19 protein-coding genes and 1 riboswitch are annotated in these 17,343 nt (G+C 62.8%); of the genes, 9 read left to right on the top strand and 10 right to left on the bottom strand.

Annotated elements, in window-relative coordinates:
- Positions 1-359 (top strand): trehalose-phosphatase (locus tag V7116_RS07780; RefSeq protein ID WP_324391331.1); only part of this gene is annotated, 359 nt, incomplete at its 5' end.
- On the opposite strand, the gene V7116_RS07775 is transcribed toward V7116_RS07780, so the two are convergent.
- On the bottom strand, positions 299-1,804 hold the full coding sequence (locus tag V7116_RS07775; RefSeq protein WP_324391330.1) for an alpha,alpha-trehalose-phosphate synthase (UDP-forming): 1,506 nt from the start codon (positions 1,802-1,804) through the stop codon (positions 299-301). The two genes, V7116_RS07780 and V7116_RS07775, sit on opposite strands and share 61 nt — an antisense overlap.
- 493 nt (positions 1,805-2,297) lie before the next feature.
- Between V7116_RS07775 and V7116_RS07770 the strand changes: the two genes are divergently transcribed.
- Both V7116_RS07770 and V7116_RS07765 read left to right on the top strand, forming a co-directional pair.
- A complete protein-coding gene (locus V7116_RS07770; protein WP_324391329.1) occupies positions 2,298-2,813 on the top strand; it encodes a hypothetical protein in 516 nt (171 codons plus the stop codon).
- A gap of 39 nt (positions 2,814-2,852) precedes the next feature.
- Positions 2,853-3,326, top strand: a complete 474-nt coding sequence (locus V7116_RS07765; RefSeq protein WP_324391328.1) for a hypothetical protein — start codon at positions 2,853-2,855, stop codon at positions 3,324-3,326.
- 4 nt (positions 3,327-3,330) lie between these two features.
- Here the strand turns inward: V7116_RS07765 and V7116_RS07760 are convergent, their stop codons facing one another.
- Entirely contained in the window at positions 3,331-3,672 is a 342-nt protein-coding gene (locus V7116_RS07760) for a hypothetical protein (protein WP_324391327.1), read from the bottom strand.
- Positions 3,673-4,122: 450 nt separating this feature from the next.
- On the opposite strand from V7116_RS07760, the gene V7116_RS07755 reads away from it, so the two are divergent.
- Positions 4,123-4,794, top strand: a complete 672-nt coding sequence (locus tag V7116_RS07755) for a DM13 domain-containing protein (RefSeq protein ID WP_324391326.1) — start codon at positions 4,123-4,125, stop codon at positions 4,792-4,794.
- 156 nt (positions 4,795-4,950) lie between these two features.
- Complete coding sequence (locus V7116_RS07750; RefSeq protein WP_324391325.1) at positions 4,951-5,757, top strand: class I SAM-dependent DNA methyltransferase; 807 nt, start codon at positions 4,951-4,953, stop codon at positions 5,755-5,757.
- Between the two features lie 132 nt (positions 5,758-5,889).
- On the opposite strand, the gene V7116_RS07745 is transcribed toward V7116_RS07750, so the two are convergent.
- On the bottom strand, positions 5,890-6,882 hold the full coding sequence (locus tag V7116_RS07745) for an NAD-dependent epimerase/dehydratase family protein (protein WP_324391324.1): 993 nt from the start codon (positions 6,880-6,882) through the stop codon (positions 5,890-5,892).
- 139 nt (positions 6,883-7,021) lie between these two features.
- On the opposite strand from V7116_RS07745, the gene V7116_RS07740 reads away from it, so the two are divergent.
- The 3 genes from V7116_RS07740 (at position 7,022) to V7116_RS07730 (ending at position 9,455) form a co-directional block, all read left to right on the top strand.
- Positions 7,022-7,843, top strand: coding sequence for a MerR family transcriptional regulator (locus V7116_RS07740; protein ID WP_324391323.1), 822 nt, complete (start codon positions 7,022-7,024; stop codon positions 7,841-7,843).
- A gap of 392 nt (positions 7,844-8,235) precedes the next feature.
- Entirely contained in the window at positions 8,236-8,553 is a 318-nt protein-coding gene (locus V7116_RS07735) for a hypothetical protein (RefSeq protein WP_324391322.1), read from the top strand.
- Positions 8,554-8,597: 44 nt separating this feature from the next.
- Positions 8,598-9,455, top strand: coding sequence for an alpha/beta fold hydrolase (locus tag V7116_RS07730; RefSeq protein ID WP_324391321.1), 858 nt, complete (start codon positions 8,598-8,600; stop codon positions 9,453-9,455).
- Here V7116_RS07730 and V7116_RS07725 read toward each other — a convergent pair whose 3' ends face one another.
- The 7 genes from V7116_RS07725 to V7116_RS07695 form a co-directional block, all read right to left on the bottom strand.
- The gene (locus V7116_RS07725; RefSeq protein ID WP_324391320.1) at positions 9,456-10,118 is read right to left on the bottom strand and encodes a DUF4291 domain-containing protein; all 663 of its coding nucleotides are present in this window, start codon (positions 10,116-10,118) and stop codon (positions 9,456-9,458) included. It lies immediately after the preceding gene.
- 6 nt (positions 10,119-10,124) lie between these two features.
- On the bottom strand, positions 10,125-11,108 hold the full coding sequence (locus tag V7116_RS07720; RefSeq protein ID WP_324391319.1) for an EamA family transporter: 984 nt from the start codon (positions 11,106-11,108) through the stop codon (positions 10,125-10,127).
- Positions 11,109-11,286: 178 nt separating this feature from the next.
- Positions 11,287-11,676 (bottom strand): endonuclease domain-containing protein, encoded by a 390-nt coding sequence (locus tag V7116_RS07715; protein ID WP_324391318.1) that lies wholly within the window; start codon positions 11,674-11,676, stop codon positions 11,287-11,289.
- 225 nt (positions 11,677-11,901) lie between these two features.
- Positions 11,902-13,419 carry an aminomethyl-transferring glycine dehydrogenase subunit GcvPB gene (gene gcvPB, locus V7116_RS07710; RefSeq protein WP_324391317.1) on the bottom strand — a complete coding sequence of 506 codons (1,518 nt, stop codon included), beginning with the start codon at positions 13,417-13,419 and terminating at the stop codon, positions 11,902-11,904.
- 24 nt (positions 13,420-13,443) lie between these two features.
- Positions 13,444-14,808 carry an aminomethyl-transferring glycine dehydrogenase subunit GcvPA gene (gene gcvPA, locus V7116_RS07705; protein ID WP_324391316.1) on the bottom strand — a complete coding sequence of 455 codons (1,365 nt, stop codon included), beginning with the start codon at positions 14,806-14,808 and terminating at the stop codon, positions 13,444-13,446.
- A 374-nt stretch (positions 14,809-15,182) separates the two neighbouring features.
- A complete protein-coding gene (gene gcvH / locus V7116_RS07700) occupies positions 15,183-15,578 on the bottom strand; it encodes a glycine cleavage system protein GcvH (RefSeq protein WP_324391315.1) in 396 nt (131 codons plus the stop codon).
- 171 nt (positions 15,579-15,749) lie between these two features.
- A riboswitch (glycine riboswitch) is annotated at positions 15,750-15,849 on the bottom strand.
- A 126-nt stretch (positions 15,850-15,975) separates the two neighbouring features.
- Positions 15,976-16,395 carry a hypothetical protein gene (locus V7116_RS07695; protein WP_324391314.1) on the bottom strand — a complete coding sequence of 140 codons (420 nt, stop codon included), beginning with the start codon at positions 16,393-16,395 and terminating at the stop codon, positions 15,976-15,978.
- A gap of 204 nt (positions 16,396-16,599) precedes the next feature.
- On the opposite strand from V7116_RS07695, the gene V7116_RS07690 reads away from it, so the two are divergent.
- Positions 16,600-17,343, top strand: a 744-nt coding sequence (locus V7116_RS07690; RefSeq protein ID WP_324391313.1) for a PPC domain-containing protein, incomplete at its 3' end; no start/stop codon positions are given.

Raw genomic sequence — 17,343 nt, 5'->3', positions numbered from 1 at the left:
GCCCCTCGATCGCGGCGATCGCGCACGAGGCCGGGCTGCGGCTGGTCGAGGGCCGGATGGTCTTCGAGCTGCGCCCGCCGCTGGAGATCGACAAGGGCAGCGCGTTCCGCGCGCTCGTGACCGAGTATACCCTGGATGGCGCGGTATATCTGGGCGACGATACCACCGACGCCGACGCGCTGCGCGCCGCCCGCGCCCTGCGCGAGCACGGGACGTGTTACGCGCTTGGGCTGGGCGTCATCGCGCCGGAGACGCCGGACATCGTGGCGGCCAGCGCCGACCTGCTGCTTGATGGCATTCAGGACGTCGAGGCGTTTTTAGACTGGCTGCTCAGCGTGCGCATGGCGTCGTCCAGTTGAGCGTAAAACCACGAGCGGACGCCCGAACTCTTGACGGCGGCGCGTAACGCCTCGGCGCGGTCGTGACGCTCACCGGGCGGCATCGTCAGCGCCTGGTGCATGGCCTCTGCCGTGCCGTAGGTGTCGAAGGGCGAGACGGTCAGCGCGTGCTCGCCCAGCTCGTAAAACACGCCCGCGTGCTCGGAGAGCAGCAGCACGCCGTCGCGCTGGTTGACCAGCGCGCCTTCTTTCGCAACGAGATTCATGCCGTCCGCGATGGGATTGACCAACAGCACATCGTAGATCTGCATGGCTCCAATCGCGCGGCGGTAGTTTTCGCCCACCAGGATACGCACCGGCTCCCACGATTCCTCGCTGAACTCGGCGTTGATCATGCCCGCGTCGGCCATGATCTGTTGCAAGTAGTCCTGGTATTCGTCCACTTCCATGCGCGACGGCACGAGCAGCGCCAGCATCTGCACGCGGCCCTTATGTTCCGGGTGGTTGACCAGCAGCTCGCGGAAGGCTTCCAGGCCGCGCAGGATATTCTTGCTCGGCTCGATGCGGTCCACGCGCAGGATCAGCTTGCTGTCGCCGACGAAGGCCATCATCTGTGCTTTCAGCAGCCGCGTTTCGTTTTCGGCGGCCAGCTCCTCCATCTTTTCAATGTCGATGGAGATGGGGTAGGTGCGGGCTTCCACGCGGCGACCGTGGTAGTCGATCGAGTTGCGGCTGCCGTGCGAGTGCGCGTCATCGACATAGAGGCGGCAGCACTGCACGAAGTTGAACGCGTCGCGCTGGGTCTGGAAGCCGACCCGGTCGGAGGCCAGCAGGCTGGTCAGGATGGCGGTGCGCATCTCGCCGGGCAGGATGCGCCACGCATCGGGGCCGGGCCACGGGATGTGGATGAACGGCTGGATCTGCACGCGCTCGCCGAGCATCTCGCGCAGGACGTGCGGCACGAGATAGAGGTGATAATCCTGCGGAAAGATGATGATTGGGCGGTCGGTGTCCTTGACACTGTCCGCGATCGCTTCGGCAAAGGTGCGGTTGACGGCCTGATAGCCGCTGCGCCACGCTTTCCACGTCTCGCCGGTGATGCTCGGTTTGCGCGGGATGTCCCATAACTCGTGCTGGATGAACCACAGCAGCGGGTTGGCGATGACATTATAATACTGGTCGTACCGGCGCGGCGCGGTGCGGACCAGCCGCAGCCGCACACCTTCGACATCCGCGGGTTGGTCGCCGTGTGCGGCCTGCCAGGCTTCGTCACCCTTGCCGAGTGCCGCCGCGACCCATAGGACCTCGTGGCGTTCGGCCAGCGCGCCCAGCGCGGTGACCAACCCGCCACTGCCGCGTTGGGCGGTAAAGCCGCCGTTCTTGACTTGCGTGAACGAGAACGGGCCGCGATTGGACGCGATGACGATGAGCGGCTCGTTGCCGCCGGATGACTTTTGTTCGGACATGTGTGGCTCCTCCGTTGAGCAGCGTGAGGGCGCGCGCCGGGATACGCCGGATGGGTACGAGCGGTGCGCGTATAGGCTGGCGTGGGTCCAGGATTCCGGGCCTGTCTGGGCGGCGGGGCGCGGACGGTTCCGCGTCTGCCGCTGCCGCACGGACCGGGGATGCGGCATGCGCCTGAGCTGGCGCAACGAACGGCCCTACAGGCGATTATAACATCCTTGCGGCGGCTGCCAGCAGCAGGTCGATCAGCCGGAGGTGAAAATGTATGACAGAAAAGGGTGATCTATATTTTACTAAGGCGCGTGACGGTAAACTACATGGCTGCACAGGGAAGCGGGTTCCGGGCCGAAAATGTGCCCGAAAGCACGCGGATTTGTGCTAATCGGCGGGGTGTTTTCAGCCAGAAGTTTATTGCGTCATGCCGCACAATAGGGGTATGATTCAGCCGCCGATCAATTGTTTCGCACGGCGCTTATCATGAGGAGAAAGATTGTTATGTCAAAGCGGTTCGGTCTCGTTTTGGTTGCCCTGTTGATCGTCCCCATGCTGCTGACCGCCTGCAGCACCGAGTCGCGGGACGTTGCCGAAGATTACATGAATGCGCTGCTCAAGGGTGACTCGGCTGCGGCGCAGAAGTACGCGTGCGATTCGTTCCAGGACCAGACCGCGTCCCTGGCCGAGATGTACAGCGTGCAAAACATTCACAACAAAGACCTCAAGTTCGACATCGGCAAGGGCAACAACCAGGAAGAAATCATCGTGACCGGCTCCTATCTGGTCGGGCCGGAGAATGATGCCGACGAAGTAGAGCTGGCGCAGAAGGTCCACAACGAGGAAACGAACGAGGACCTGGACACGCGCATCGTGTTGTGGATGGCGGACGAAGACGGCTGGTGCGTCTCCGATAAGTCCGACTTTGGCGACGGCGTCGAGATGACGGCTGCGCCGGTCGAGAGCGAGCCTATGGCGACGGAAGAGCCCGCCGCCGACGCGACCCAGGCCGCGCAGTAACGCGCCCGGTCTTCAAACAGGTTTGAGGCCGGATCTCGCATGAGCTATGACAACGTGAACGCCTGGCAGCGCCTGCTGCCGGGCGTTTTGTTTACTCCGAGCGATCGGTGGAAGCGGCTGGGGGTGTTGGCCCTGGCGCTGATCCTGGCGCTGGCCGCCTGCGAACGCGACAAGGGCGATCCGGTTGCGATCAGTAAGGCGTTTTTGAGCAGCCTGTGGACCCAGGACACCGCCGGGATCACCGCCCTGACGTGCAGCGATTGGCGCGACGTTACCAGCCAGTGGGCCAGCGAGACGGGCAACCCGGCGACGGCGGTCGATATGCAGCATCTCGATTTCAGCGTGGTAAGCCAGAACGATCGCCAAATTACGTTGGAGATGACCGGTGTCGCTACGCTGAAGCTGCCCGGGAGCGAGGTAGAAGTCCGCGATTATGGGGGCCAAGGCGCTGTACGGTTTATTCTGGTCGATGAGGACGGCTGGAAAGTCTGCGACGTTCGGCCAGTAGACTAGCTCGTTAACGCATCGCTTTACATAATGCCTCAGCCTCGGTCATGGCGGCGTCGGCATCGGAATAGAATGCGATAGGCAGGCCGTGAGGCTGCATCGATTCGACTGCACCGCGCACGCTTCGAAACAACGTCGGCTTGAGCACGATCAAAGTCCGGTAGACATTGGGGTGGTGGATCACGCTGTCGCACAGCGTTGAAGCAGGTTCCGCACTCGTCAAACCGTCCAGATCATGCGCATCGGCCAGCAGGATGACTTGCCGGTTGGCTTCGTCCAACATCTTCCAGCGGCAGTCACACATTTCTTGCAGCTCGCCCCCGGAAATCTCGCCAACCAGGGCTTGAATCAAGATGGGACACGTGTCGTGCCAACGTAGAGAAGCAGGCATGGAGTCTTTTCCGTAGTAAATCGGATAACAAACGATATTCAATCCTTAACTTATATGATAAGTGCATTCTTGCTAGTTGACAAGTCAGTTTTGTACAGTTTTTTCGGAAATACCTATGTCTATACAAGCAAAAATATCCGGTCGCTGCTGCGGATGAAGCGACACAAGCTTGAGCAATGAGCGCTGTTTGACTCGCCGGCGATGACATGACAACGAATGTTCGGGTTTTGTGCGTGTGGATTGATCCAGTGCCCCCCTTGACCCACCTAGCAGTATACTCACAACATAGGTGTATGTCGATGACTCGTAAGTACGGTGTTGGCGCGCTGGGCAGCATCTCTGGCCCAATCGCGGCGCGTTCGTTATGATTACGGCTCATCAATCTGGCTGCACCTGGAAAAGTGATCGTTTATGAATACACGACCCGCGTGGGGTTTGCTGGCGGTTGGGGCTGTCGTGACACTGGCGCTGCTGCTGTCGCCGTTGTGGCTGGATCAAGTCGCGCCATATCTGGAACAGGACGAACAGCAGGGTATTTTTCCGGCGGCGTTTTACGATCTGCCGGAAGAGACGCAAGACATCTATAACACCATGTACGCCGACGATAAGCAGAAAGCGATCGATTACGTCGCGGCGCGGCTGGTGGAACCGGTCAGCATCGACGATCCGAATCTGCCCGCGACCGACGCCGATCCGGCGAACGTGACGCTGCTGCTGAGCGGCCCGTTCGTAACCGTGGACGCAATCCGCAGTGCGACGGGCACGGCGAGTATTTACCGGCTCTCTGACGGGCGGCGTCTGCTGCGCATCGACGGGCTGGGCGCGATCGGCGGGCCAGACCTGCACGTGGTGCTGAGCGCCTATCCCGCCCCGAAATCGCGCGACGATCTGGATCAAGTGTCGCAGTACGAGATCGACCTGGGCGCGCTCAAATCGACGGAAGGGAACCAGAACTACCTGATCGAAGATCCGGCGTTCAACGTGGATAACTATACCGAGGGCAGCGTGGTGCTGTACTCGGTGCGCTACGACGACATTTTCAGTTATGCGCCGCTGACGTCACCGGACACGCCGGAGTCGTAGCGTGCAGGAGGCGGGGGGACGTGTTGCCGCGCCGTCCTATTCGTATTATAAACAGATCACTCCGGTGAGATCGCCGTGTGGGGAATATCGTTTCCACGTCCTATGTGCTGTTCGTCCGCGACACCTTGATCCGTTCATGCCAGTGAAATAGTGCTTATGTCAGACACGACGCCGTTTCTCGTTACACCTTACAACCGGCTGGCGCAGGTTTACGACCGGGCGGGTTATGCCGACTATGGCCTGAACATGCTGCCGCGCTGCCTGAATCACCTGTTTGCGGTGGTGAACTGGGCCGGGCGGCACGTGCTCGACCTGGGCTGCGGCACGGGGCAGTCCGCCATCTGGCTGGCCGAGCAAGGCTACCGCGCGGTGGGGATCGACGCGAGCGAGTCGATGCTTGCGCAGGCGCGGGCCAACATCGCCGCGCACTCGGAGAGCCTGAGCTTCGCGCCGCCGGAGCTGTATCACATGGATATGCGCTCGCTGGAATCACCGGTTGGGCGCATGGATCTGGTGGTGTCGCTGGGCGGCGTGATCAATGCGCTGCACAGCCTGCGCGACGTCGAGACGACGCTGCGGCAGGTGCACGCCGTGCTGGAACCGGGCAAGCCGTTCCTGTTCGATCTGCGGACGGTGCAGGGGTTGGCGAACCTGGAGCGCACCGGGCAGTCGGATAATTTCGACAACCTCGCGGATCTGACGATCACGGTGCAGGACCGCTTCAGCTTCGAGACGCTGAGCAACCTGCGCAATTACACGATCTGGCAGCGGCAGGCGAACGGCTGGCAGCGCAGCGACGAGATTCACGCCGAGCGCGGTTATCCGCTGACGGCGGTCGTCGCGCTGTTGGACCGCGCCGGGTTCGCGGATGTGTCCGTGCTCGACCTGTCGTTTGAGCCGTTCAACGTGCTGAACGATCCGTACGGGCGGGCGCTGTTCCTGGCGATCAAGGGCAACGACTAGCAGCGGGCGGTTAGCTGGGCGCGGCGAGCAATTACCCAACGGGATTATGCAGGGGCGAGCTTCGAACTCGCCCCTTTTTCATCTTCGAATTAGACCTTAAAGAGCATCAAGCCCGCCCCCGGCACCACGGGGCTATTGGTTGATCTCCAGGCGCTGCATGTCGTACAGCAGGGTTTCGCGCAGTCCCTCGATCAGCGGGCGCGTGGTGAAGCCCAGCGCCTCGCGCGCCTTGTCGCTGCTGCCCAGGTAGGTGACGCCTGCTGCCGTGCGCAGGACTTCGGGCTTGAAGGTGAGAGGCAGCGGCACGACGCCCCCGATGAGCGACATCACCTGCGCGGCGGCTTTCATCATGCCCGGCGCGAAGCGGAGGCGTGGCGTGGGAATGCCCGTGATTTCTTGCGCGAGCTGGAGCGCATCGACCAGCGTGGCGACCTGCCCGGCGATGATATACGCTTCGCCCAGCGCACCCTTGTCCATTGCCAGCAGATGTCCGCGTGCCGTGTCTTCGACGTGCGCCCAGCAGTATGCCGTGCGGCGCGGGATCGCGGGCAGGCGGTGCTGCAAATATTGTTCGAGCGTCTCGCCGATGGGGCTGGTGTCGCCGGGGCCGTAGACCGCGCCCGGCTGCACGATCACCAGCGGCAGCCCGTCGCGGATCATCGGTTCGGCCACTTCGTAGTGCGCGATCCACTTGCTGCGCTCGTATTCGTTCAGGAACGGGCCGTTGTAACGGTAGGTTTCGTCCGGCACCCGCCCGTGCGTGTCCGAAAAGATGCCGATGGTACTGGTATAAACGCCCTTCGGAATCTCAAGCTCGCGCATGAGTTCCAGCACGTTGCGCGTGCCCTGGACGTTGGTGCGTTCCGCTTCGGCGCGCCCCTTGATGCCCGGCCCGATCTTGTACCAGCCCGCGATGTGGAACACGCCATCGACGCCGGTCATGGGTCCGCGCATGGATTCTTTGTCTGCGATGTCGCCCGCCGCGATCTGTACGCCCAGATCAGCGAGCGGCTGCGCTTTGCCGGGCGAGCGCACGACCGCAACGACCTCGTGCCCGGCGGCGATCAGTTGGCGGGCGACTTCCCCGCCGATAAACCCGGTTGCCCCGGTGATGAAGTACCGCATGTATGTCACTCCTGGTGAATTGGGTACGGCGCCCATTGTAGCGCGGAAAGTTGCGCTTGACTCTCCTGTTGGGGTAGGGTGCATACTGAAAACTGAAGCTTCGATCCATCAGTGTGAGCCGCGCGGAGCACAGCCTGTTATGTTGAAAATCGGTGATTTCGCAAAACTGAGCCGGGTGTCGATCAAGACGCTGCGCTACTACGACGATATGGGCCTGCTGAAGCCGTCCGAGGTGGACCGCTTCACCGGCTACCGGTACTACACACTGGACCTGCTGCCGCGCCTGAACCGCATTCTGGCGTTGAAGGACCTGGGCCTGTCGCTGGAGCAGATCGCGCAGCTTCTGGACGAGGATCTGCCTGCGGACCAGATACGCGGCATGCTGCGGCTGAAACGGGCGGAGCTGCGGCAGCTCGTCGATGAGGAGCAGGCCCGGCTGGCCCGCGTCGAGGTCCGGCTCAAGCAGATCGAGCAGGAGGGCAAAATGCCAGACTATGACGTGATCGTGAAACAGGTCGATCCGATCCGCGTGGCCGCGATCCGAGACGAGGGCAATTCGGAGACGATTGGCGCCATCGCCGGGCGGCTGTTCGGGGAAGTGGCGTCGTTCGTGGAGCGGACCAGCGCCGGATTCGGAGGACCGCCGATGATGCTGTACGGTTATGCCGACGAGTGCTCGGATTGGCGCATCGAGGTGGCGATGCCGATCAGCCGCGCCGTGCCGGGTTCCGGCTGCATCGAGGTGCACGAACTGCCCGCCATCGAGGCGATGGCCTGCACCGTGCACCGGGGCGCGTTCGATACGCTGCCCGAAGCGTACCGGGCCATGATGGGCTGGATCGAGTCGAACGGCTATCACATCTGCGCCGAAAGCCGCGAGGTGTATCTGAACTTCGATCAGGTCGATCCGTCGCGGAACGTCACGGAAATCCAGTTCCCGATCGCAAAGAACGAGGAATAGGGCGCGAGCAAAAAGCGGACCTCACCCCCGGCCCCTTTTCAATCAAGTTGGAGAGGGGAGACAGACAGCTCTCAACCGGGTTTTGTAGGGGCGGGTTTCTAACCCGCCCTGGCTTTGTCCAGATTTAAAAGTTAAGGGGCATCTAATCCGCCCTGGTTTTGGCCGGATTTGAGGACACGGATCTGTGAATAGCTACGGAGGACGGGGTAGCCCGTCCTTTTTTTGCGTGCCGCGCGGTTATCTTGACAATTCCTTAACAATTGGACCTGTACCGATCTGAAAACCTGTTGTAGACTGAAAAAAGGTTTTTAGATATGTAAAAGGTTCAGAAAGGGTCACATGTGCGGCCGGAGATCGCGCGGCGACCGCTGGGCCGGGAAGAAGGACAGGCCATGGTGAATCGTCAAATGCAGCTCAGGCTTGCCGTGGTCGAGGAGTGGGGGCGCTCCGGGCGGGTCGAGGATGTCGACTGTCTGATGGAGTGGCTGGAGCCGGAGATGACCTTCACCACGTCGCGGTTGGTGGACTACGCGCTGGGGCTGGTGACTACGCCTGAAGGGGAGGCGCACATCCAGCACTATCTGTTCGAGGGTACTGCCGTGCAGCGGAATTACGCTGCGCTCTACTTCAAGCGGCGCGGGGAGATGAAGGTGCTCGATCTGGCGGTGCGGCGCGGCTGCATCGATGAGCTTCAGGCGTTTTCGAAGTAGACTGAAGTCAGAGGAACAGCGCGAGCACGTGAGGAGGAGCAAAGATGGCTGGGACTACGATCTTTAAATCGCCGGAGGGGGAGCGGACGGTGATGGCGGTGTACGATACGCTGCTTTCCAACTGGCCCACCCCCTATACGACGCTTACCGTGCCCACCCGGCACGGTGAGACGTTCGTGATTGAGGGCGGGACTGAGGGTGCGCCGCCGCTGGTGCTGCTGCACGGCGCGGGCACGAATTCGGCGACATGGGCGAGCGAGTTCGCCGCGTATGCGCCGTTCTACCGGCTCTATGGCGTGGACCTGATCGGCGAGGCGGGGCGCAGCGCGCAGAACCGTCCCGAGTGGAAGGGTCCGGCGTTTGCGGAGTGGATGGAGGACGTGCTCGACGGCCTGGGCGTGACGCGCGTGACGCTGGAAGGGTTGTCGCAGGGCGGGTGGACGGCGCTCAAGTTCGCCGTGGCGCACCCGGAGCGCGTCGAAAAACTGGTGCTGCTGGCTCCGGGTGGGGTCGTGCCGGATCGCGCATCGTTTCTGGCGCGCGCGATCATCCTGGGGATGCTCGGCAAGCGGGGAATGCGGCGCATCTCCCGCTCGATGTTCGGGGATCAGGCGGTGCCGGAGGGCGTCGAGGACATCACCGTGCTGGTGTCGAGCAACTTCAACCCGCGCATCGGCGTGCTGCCGGTATTCACGGACGAGGAACTGCGGCGGCTGACCATGCCGGTCCTGCTGCTGGGCGGCGAGAAGGACATCATCCGCGACAACGAAAAGATCGCGGCGCGGCTGCGCGGGCTGCTGCCCCGCCTGGACGTGACGATCGTGCCCGGCGCGGGACACGCCCTGCTGAATACGCCGCCGCTGGTGCTGCCGTTCCTGACGGGCGATCCGGTTCCGGCCTGATCACGACACGCTCGGCCTGCCGGGCGTGTCCATTTGGAGCCGGTCGTGGACGGCAGGATCGAGCACGGGGAAAGGACGCTCCAGCGGGGTGCGTAGGGCGGCGAAGTTGCGCGCCTGTACGATCTGGCGCTGCTCCGCGACGAACGGCGTGATATCCTCGACGCGCTCGATCCAGCCGCCGCGCCCATACTGGCGTAAAAACGCGCCGCGAATGCCAAGCTGGATCGCGCGGCGCTCCACTTTTTCCCCTGCCGGATCGTGATCCGGATCCCACTGCACGCGTACGTCCGAGTTGTTGATCAAAACCTGCCACGTCTCGCGGCTGGAATAAACGCCCTGCGGAAACGACGCGTGCACGGCGTTCGCCAGGATGTGCAAAAACGCATCGCGCCGCAGCCACACGGCCACGATCGCTTCCTGGTTTTCGTTCGTGCCCCAGTTGGAGCGGTACATCATCCACAAGAAGCTGGTTTTAACCCAGCTCATGCGGGTATAGCTGAATTCGTCGCCAAAATAACCGTGCTCAGCGGCGAAGCGGGCGATTTCGGGCCGGAACGCCTGGTAGACCACCACACTGCGGTCGTCGAATTGGGCCATGATGTGGCGGCCAGTTTCCGGCCAGCGCCCAGCCTGATCCGGATAGGACGCGACGATCAACTGCATAAAAGCTCACTTTCCTGCGCCCGAAGGTGAAGGGACCGGTTCGGACAGGACCGGGGTGGGCTCCGGCTCGACAGGAGCCGGGCGCACTTTCGCCGTGGTGATGAGCACTACCGAGCCGATGATGATGGCCGCAGCGATGAGAGTCAGCGCGGTGACCGGCTCGTCGGCCAGTGCCCAGCCGAGGAACAGCGCCACCACGGGATTCACGTAAGCGTACGTCGCGGCCTGGGCGGGTGGCACGTTTTGCAGCAGCCACACGTAGGCCGAGAAGCCGAGCAGCGATCCGCCGATGACCAGATAGCCGAACGCCACGCCGGATTTGAGCGAAATTTCCGCCAGATGTACATCGCCCCATTCGCCGGAGAGCGTGCCGAGCGCGGCCAACAGCGCGCCGCCGCAAATCATCTCCATGCCGGTCACCTGGAGCGGGGTGCGCGGCAGCGTGGCGCGGAGCGCGTAGAGCGAACCGAACGCCCACGACAGCGCCGCGAACAACAGCGCACCGATCCCCGCGAGGCTGCCGCCTTCGCCCGTCAGATTGTCCGGGCCGACGAGCAGTGCGATCCCCACGAAGCCGGTGATCAGGCCGAGGGATAGGCGCGAGGTCGGGCGTCCACTGCCGAAAAAGAGCCAGCCCAGCAGTGCGATCCAGAGCGGCATCGCGCCGACGACCAGCGCGGCGAGGCTCGACGGGACGTGCTGTTCCGCCCAGGTGACGCCGCCATTGCCGCCCAACAGGAGCAGGCCGCCGATGATCGCGGTGTCGCGCCAGTGGATGCGCGAGGGACGCGGCGCGCCTTTGGCACGCATCCAGACGTAGAGAATCGTCCCGGCGGTGAGGAAGCGCGCGCCCGCCATCAGGAACGGCGGCAGCGATTCCAGCGCGAAACGGATCCCCAGGTAGGTACCGCCCCAGAACACGTACACGGACGCGAACGCGGCCAGGACGTGCCAGCGTGGACTTGCGGTGGTGGGTGACATCTGGCTCATCGGAAATTTCCTCACAATTCACCGGAAAGTGTAGCACATCTGGTCCACTGTTGCGCAACGTCACGCAGGGGCCAGCGGTGCAGTCCACATGCAGTTATACGCTATCAGCGGGCCGGTTCGCAGCCTGTTTTTTGCGGGGAAACAGGACGAGCAGGAATGAGGGATCGGAGTAGGACGACTAAGGAGACTTGATAGCAGCACAGATCATCTTGAGCACCTCATCTGTATGCTGCAAGACCTGTTCATTCGTAACGCGCAGCACGTGCAGGCCGAGTTGTTCCAGGTAATTCTGGCGTTCAATATCTTCTGTCGTGCGATCTGAGTGGATTGGCCCATCGACTTCCACGACTAAATGGTGTTCGGCGCAGTAAAAATCGACGATGAAGGGGCCGAATGCGGTTTGCCGCCGGAACTTCAGATCGTTGAGCTGTCGATTACGCAGGAACGTCCAGAGGTGTGCTTCTGCGGGAGTGGGCTGCTGCCGTTTTTCGCGCGCAAGCGTACCGAGCCGGTCCCACCAGTTCGGCGGCGTTTTTTCCATTGGCGGCTGGCGCGTTTCGTCGGACATGGGCGATCCTTTGGCGGGCGCGCAACACGACCTCACCCCTAAATCCCCTCTCCAATCCAGGTTGGAGAGGGGACTTCAAATCGATTGCCCGGGGATGATTTTGCTTGTGTCTTACGGAATGGCAACCTGCAAAACCATCATTACGTTTTACTTCACGCCTGCCTTGTTCCCCCTCTCCAACTTAGATTGGCGAGGGGGCCAGGGGGTGAGGTCGGGGTTTTCGCCTTACGCCCCGTAATCCGGGACGGGGCGGCAGCACAGGATGAGCTGCTTGGCCGCGAGCACGTCGTCCACGCGCCCGACGGGGGTCGTGTGCGGCGCGTCGTGCAGCAGCTCCGGGTGCTCCTTCGCCTCGGCGGCGATGGTCAGCATGGCGTCCGCGAAGTCGTCGCACGACTGCTTCGACTCGGTTTCGGTCGGCTCGATCAGCAGCGCTTCGGGCACGATCAGCGGGAAGTAGTTGGTCGGCGGGTGGATGCCGTAGTCCATCAGGCGCTTGGAAATGTCCAGCGCGTGAATGCCCTCCACGCCCTCCCAGTGACCCTCGCACACGAATTCGTGGCCGCAGACGCGGTCGAACGGCATGGGGTAGGCGTCCTTGAGCCGGGCGCGGATGTAGTTCGCGTTCAGTACGGCGTGTTCCGTCACCGCGCGCAGACCCTCCGCGCCGTACGTCGAGATGTAGCTGAAGGCGCGGACCATCATGCCGAAGTTGCCGTAGAACGCCTTCAGCGCGCCGATGCTCTGCTCGGGCATGGTCAGGCCATACAGCGGCGGCTCGTCGCCTTCGCCCTCTTCCACGACGGTGACGATCGGGCCGGGCAGGAACGGCGCGAGCTTCTCCACCACGGCGACCGGCCCGCTGCCGGGACCGCCGCCGCCGTGCGGGGTGCTGAAGGTCTTGTGCAGGTTGTAGTGCATCACGTCGAAGCCGAGTTCGGCGGGCTTGGCGACGCCCAACATGGCGTTCATGTTCGCGCCGTCCATGTACATCAAGCCGCCGCAGCCGTGGATGATCTCCACGATGTCCTTGATGTGTGTCTCGAACACGCCGAGCGTGTTGGGCACGGTGATCATCATGCCCGCCATGTCTTCGCCGCAGACCTCGCGCAGCTTGTCCAGGTCCACGTCGCCGTTGGCGTCGGACGGAATCTCGATCACTTCCAGCCCGGCCATCGCGGTGGTGGCAGGGTTGGTCCCGTGGGCGCTGTCCGGCACGATGATCTTGGTGCGGTGGCCTTCGCCGTTGGCGAGGTGGTAGGCGCGGATCATCAGGATGCCCGCGAATTCGCCCTGCGCCCCGGCGGCGGGCTGGAGGCTCACCGCGTCCATGCCGCTGATCTCGGCCAGCCACTCTTGGAGCTGGTACATCATCGCCAGCGCGCCCTGGGCCGTGCTCGGATCCTGCAGCGGGTGCACCTGGGCGAACCCAGGCAGGCGGGCCATATCTTCGTTGACCTTGGGGTTGTACTTCATGGTGCACGAGCCGAGCGGGTAAAAGCCCGTATCGACGCTGTGGTTGAAGTGGCTCAGGCGCACGAAGTGGCGCATGACGTCCTGCTCGCTGACTTCGGGCAGATCGAGGTCCGCGCGCAGCAGATCGGCGGGCAGATCGACGGTGGGCACGTCAGAATCGGGCAGGCGCACGCCCTGGCGTCCCGGCGCGCCGAGATCGTAGATCAACGGCTCCAGGGGAGCGGGCGTCTCTTCTTTTTGGCTCTGTAAAATCAACTCTGTCGTCATGGTGCGTCCCTATCTTCGCGGCGGCTAGTGATGGTGATCGTGGCCGAGGTGCGCATCGGGATCGCGCAGGGCTTCGACCAGCGTATCAATTTCGTCTTTAATGTTCATCTCGGTCACGGCGACGAGCATCTGGTTTTCGCGGCCCGGCAGATCCTTCGACAGATCGTAGCCGCCGATGATGCCCCAGTGCTCCAGCAGGTAATCGTTCAGTTCCGCGACCGGGCGCGGGCAGGTGAGCACGAATTCCTTAAAGAACGGCTTGCTCATGTCCACGCTGTAGCCGTTCAGTGCGTTGAGCTGTTCGGCGGCGTAGTGCGACTTCTGGTAGCACAGTTCCGCGACCTTGCGCAGACCGTGCTTGCCCATCGCGCTCATATAAACGCACGCGGCGAGGGACATCAAGCCCTGGTTGGTGCAGATGTTGCTGGTCGCCTTCTCGCGGCGGATGTCCTGCTCGCGGGGGCGTAGCGTCATGACGTAGGCGCGGCGGCCATGGTTATCGACGGTCTGGCCGACGACGCGCCCGGCGATCTTGCGCACGTATTCTTCCCGCGTGGCGAAGAAGCCGAGGTACGGGCCGCCGAAGCTCAGCGGGATGCCGAGCGACTGCCCTTCACCGACGACCACGTCCGCGCCCAGCTCGCCCGGCGACTTGAACAGGCCGAGCATGATCGGATCGACCACCATGCACAGCAGCGCTCCGGCCTTGTGCACGGATTCCGCAAGGGTGCTGAAGTCTTCGATCTGGCCGAAGAAGTTGGGGTAGCTGACCACGAGCATCGCGGTGTCGTCGTCGAGCATGTCCACCAGATCGGTCAGGGTGGCGCTGCCCTTGTCGCCCACGAATTTCATGCCGCTGCCCTGATGGTAGGTGCGGGCCACGGCACGGAACTGCGGATTGACGCCGGGGCTGAGGATCACCTTGGTGCGCTTGCCACGATAGTGCGCGCGGGCCATCGTGACGGCTTCGGCCAGCGCGGTCGCGCCGTCATAGTGGCTGGCGTTGGCGACTTCCATGCCGGTCAGCGCGATCATCATGCTCTGGTACTCGAAGATCGCCTGGAGCGTGCCCTGGCTGACTTCCGGCTGGTAGGGGGTGTAGGCGGTGTAAAACTCACTGCGCAGCAGCACGTGGTTCACGATGCTGGGGATGTAGTGGTTGTACGCGCCCGCGCCGAGGAAGGTTGCATAGTCGCTGGTGTTGACGTTGGCGCGCGCCAGTCCGCCCACTTCCCAGGCGACTTCCATCTCGCTCAGCCCCTCCGGTAAATCCAGGGGCGGGAAGCGCTGCTCGTCCGGCACGCGGTCGAACAGCTCCTCCATCGACTGTACGCCGATGGTCTTGAGCATGTCCGCGCGGTCGGCGTCGGTGTGAGGAATATAGCTCATGTACTCCAACTCCTTGACGATCTCGTACGATCAATAAATTCAGGTTTTGAGGTGGCAGGTGTGCTCAAAAAATACTCGTTATATATATAAGGTCATGAATGTTCGTTTTGCGCCCTCGTTCCCTGCAAAGAGGAAACGGAGAAAAGCGAAAATCGGATGGCGCTATTCCCTCCACAAATCACGTTTTTCGTAGGGGCGATGCTTGCATCGCCCGGTTGTGGGGGAATTTATGGTAGGGGCAATTCATGAATTGCCCCTACCTGGCGTCACGCGGCTTTGCACGTCAACCCGGTGATCACTGCGACCTCACCCCCGGCCCCTCTCCAATCAAGTTGGAGAGGGGAGACAAGCATGGTTTGGCCGGTTTTGTGTTTTTAGCTCCGGCTTTCGCAGTGCTTGACGTACGCGGCGGCGTCGAGCAGGTCGGCCAGCTCCGCCGTGTTGTCGAGCTTGATTTCCACGATCCAGCCCGCGCCGAACGGATCGCCGTTGATCGTCTCCGGCGCGTCGTCCAGGGCCGAGTTCACCGCGACGACTTCGCCGCTGATCGGGGCATAGACGTCCGAGGCGGCCTTGACGCTCTCGACGGTGGCGAAGGCTTCGCCCTTGCTGAGCTTGTCGCCCACGTCGGGCAGGTCCACGAACACGATGTCAGAGAGTTGATCCTGCGCGTAGTCGGTGAGGCCGATCTTCGCCGTGCCGCCGTCTACGAGCACCCATTCGTCGTTTTCGGTGTATTTCGCGTTGTCGAGGGTTTTCCAGTCAGACATCAGTTAAAGTCCTTTCTTGCAAAGTAAAATCCGAGCCAGAAGTTGGCAAGAGTGTATCGACATACGAACCCCGCGCAACCCTATTGCACAGGGACCCCGGTACATCACCCCGCGCAACCATGTTGTGCAGGGGCCCTGACAAACAAAAAAGAGGCAAACAGATCGAACTGACTGTTTGCCTCTGTCGCTGCTGCCTGAGAGATTGGCCCTTCGTAGGAGGAAGGCTTGCCCCGTCGGCGCGTACAGCGGTACGCTTTCCAGAGGAGAAATCGCGCGGCGGGTACATGGACCTGAGAGTTTCACGGAGGCCGCAGTCTACGGCTGCCCCGTTTGCCCCTTCGGTGGCCCGGCTGTGCCGGACGCTCTCCCCGCAGGCGACGAATTGGTTGTTGGTGCGCTAGCTGTCGAGCGCGGTGTTCGTGATTCCCAGCCACTCAAACAGGCGCTCGCGCGCCTCGGACGACAGGATCGTGTTCATGGCGAAGTGCCCGGTCGCGTCCGCGATGATGGACGTACGGATCAGCAGCTCGCCATTGGTCGAGAGTCCCAATTCTACATGCGCCTGACCGGTTCCGACCATTCGCATGACGCCCAGATGCTCGGTCGGCTTGAGGTCGGCCAGGCTGGTGGTGAGGTCACGCAGACGCGGGCGCAGCGCAATTTCCAGCGGACCGTGCTGGGCAGAAATGCTCAGGTACATCCCTTCACGGCCAAACCACAGATCCGACGCGCAGCCATGTTCCTGCTTGCAGGTAAAAGTCAGGGTATCGCTGCTTTCATCGTAGTGCACATCGTCAAGCCGTTGGTAGTGGCGCATCGCTATCGCTCCATTGGCGCAGATGCCCGCCGCTCAGCCCAAACTCCGGCGAGCATCGGGATTATAGCACAGGACCGGGGTGGGGGTAAATGTGCGGTCGTGGTGTTGGCGGCTGGCGGGTCTTGCGCGGCGCGTAATTGGCCCTATACTCGTGCGGCAGCAGATTGATCCGGGTTGGAATGCGGGCACGATGAGGTGACCGGAATGCGGAACCGTACAGTCACGAAGCGGTGGATCGGGTGGGCGGCAGGCGCGGCGCTGGTCGCGGGAAGTTGGGCCGCTGCGCCCCGTGCCTGGAGCGCGCCGCCTGCGCAGACCGGCACGCAGATCGTCTATGGCGATACCGTCAGCGGCGAGATCACCGAGGACGTGCCGTGCGTGACCTTCTGGTTCGAGGGGCAGGCGGGCGATCCGATCGTGCTCGACATGCAGCGCACGTCCGGCAGCCTGGACGGCCAGCTCTGGCTCTACCTGGAAGGCGGCAGTGGCGCAGATGCGATCGCGTTCAATGACGACCGCCCCAGCGGCGGGCTGAATCCGCTGCTCGATACGACGCTGCCTGCGACGGATTGGTATACGGTCAATGCGTGCCGCTTGCAGCACGAAAACATGCGGGTGACGGTCGGGACGTTCACGCTGACGCTGACCGGGCCGGAAGTGGCAGCGGGCGACGCGTCCGGCGGCGGACCGAACACTGAGAGCGAAGAAGCGGCGACCGTTCTTCCCACGGCTGACGGAGGGCTGACCGGTGGGTTGTTCCCGGCGGGCACGGCTACACCGCCCGCGGGCGACGCCTCGCAAAGCACTCCTACGCCGACCGCGACCGCGTCCGGCGGGCTGACGGGCGGACTGTTCCCGGTGAGCACGCCCGCCGCGACTGAAGATGCCGCGATGGAGGAGCCGGGCACTACTTCTCCGTTTGGCTACCCGCCGCTGGCGGACGACGCG

Origin of the sequence: Aggregatilinea sp. (genome assembly GCF_036822615.1) — a bacterium.
Lineage (GTDB): Bacteria > Chloroflexota > Anaerolineae > Aggregatilineales > Aggregatilineaceae > Aggregatilinea.
The sequence above is the reverse complement of the archived record's forward strand: the minus strand, read 5'-3'. Positions and strand labels throughout refer to the sequence as shown.

Coding starts and splice junctions, on each gene's coding strand:
- V7116_RS07775 (WP_324391330.1), bottom strand. CDS start 1,804: ATGTCCGAACAAAAGTCATCCGGCGGCAACGAGCCGCTCATCGTCATC.
- V7116_RS07770 (WP_324391329.1), top strand. CDS start 2,298: ATGTCAAAGCGGTTCGGTCTCGTTTTGGTTGCCCTGTTGATCGTCCCC.
- V7116_RS07765 (WP_324391328.1), top strand. CDS start 2,853: ATGAGCTATGACAACGTGAACGCCTGGCAGCGCCTGCTGCCGGGCGTT.
- V7116_RS07755 (WP_324391326.1), top strand. CDS start 4,123: ATGAATACACGACCCGCGTGGGGTTTGCTGGCGGTTGGGGCTGTCGTG.
- V7116_RS07750 (WP_324391325.1), top strand. CDS start 4,951: ATGTCAGACACGACGCCGTTTCTCGTTACACCTTACAACCGGCTGGCG.
- V7116_RS07745 (WP_324391324.1), bottom strand. CDS start 6,882: ATGCGGTACTTCATCACCGGGGCAACCGGGTTTATCGGCGGGGAAGTC.
- V7116_RS07740 (WP_324391323.1), top strand. CDS start 7,022: ATGTTGAAAATCGGTGATTTCGCAAAACTGAGCCGGGTGTCGATCAAG.
- V7116_RS07735 (WP_324391322.1), top strand. CDS start 8,236: ATGGTGAATCGTCAAATGCAGCTCAGGCTTGCCGTGGTCGAGGAGTGG.
- V7116_RS07730 (WP_324391321.1), top strand. CDS start 8,598: ATGGCTGGGACTACGATCTTTAAATCGCCGGAGGGGGAGCGGACGGTG.
- V7116_RS07725 (WP_324391320.1), bottom strand. CDS start 10,118: ATGCAGTTGATCGTCGCGTCCTATCCGGATCAGGCTGGGCGCTGGCCG.
- V7116_RS07720 (WP_324391319.1), bottom strand. CDS start 11,108: ATGAGCCAGATGTCACCCACCACCGCAAGTCCACGCTGGCACGTCCTG.
- V7116_RS07715 (WP_324391318.1), bottom strand. CDS start 11,676: ATGTCCGACGAAACGCGCCAGCCGCCAATGGAAAAAACGCCGCCGAAC.
- gcvPB (WP_324391317.1), bottom strand. CDS start 13,419: ATGACGACAGAGTTGATTTTACAGAGCCAAAAAGAAGAGACGCCCGCT.
- gcvPA (WP_324391316.1), bottom strand. CDS start 14,808: ATGAGCTATATTCCTCACACCGACGCCGACCGCGCGGACATGCTCAAG.
- gcvH (WP_324391315.1), bottom strand. CDS start 15,578: ATGTCTGACTGGAAAACCCTCGACAACGCGAAATACACCGAAAACGAC.
- V7116_RS07695 (WP_324391314.1), bottom strand. CDS start 16,395: ATGCGCCACTACCAACGGCTTGACGATGTGCACTACGATGAAAGCAGC.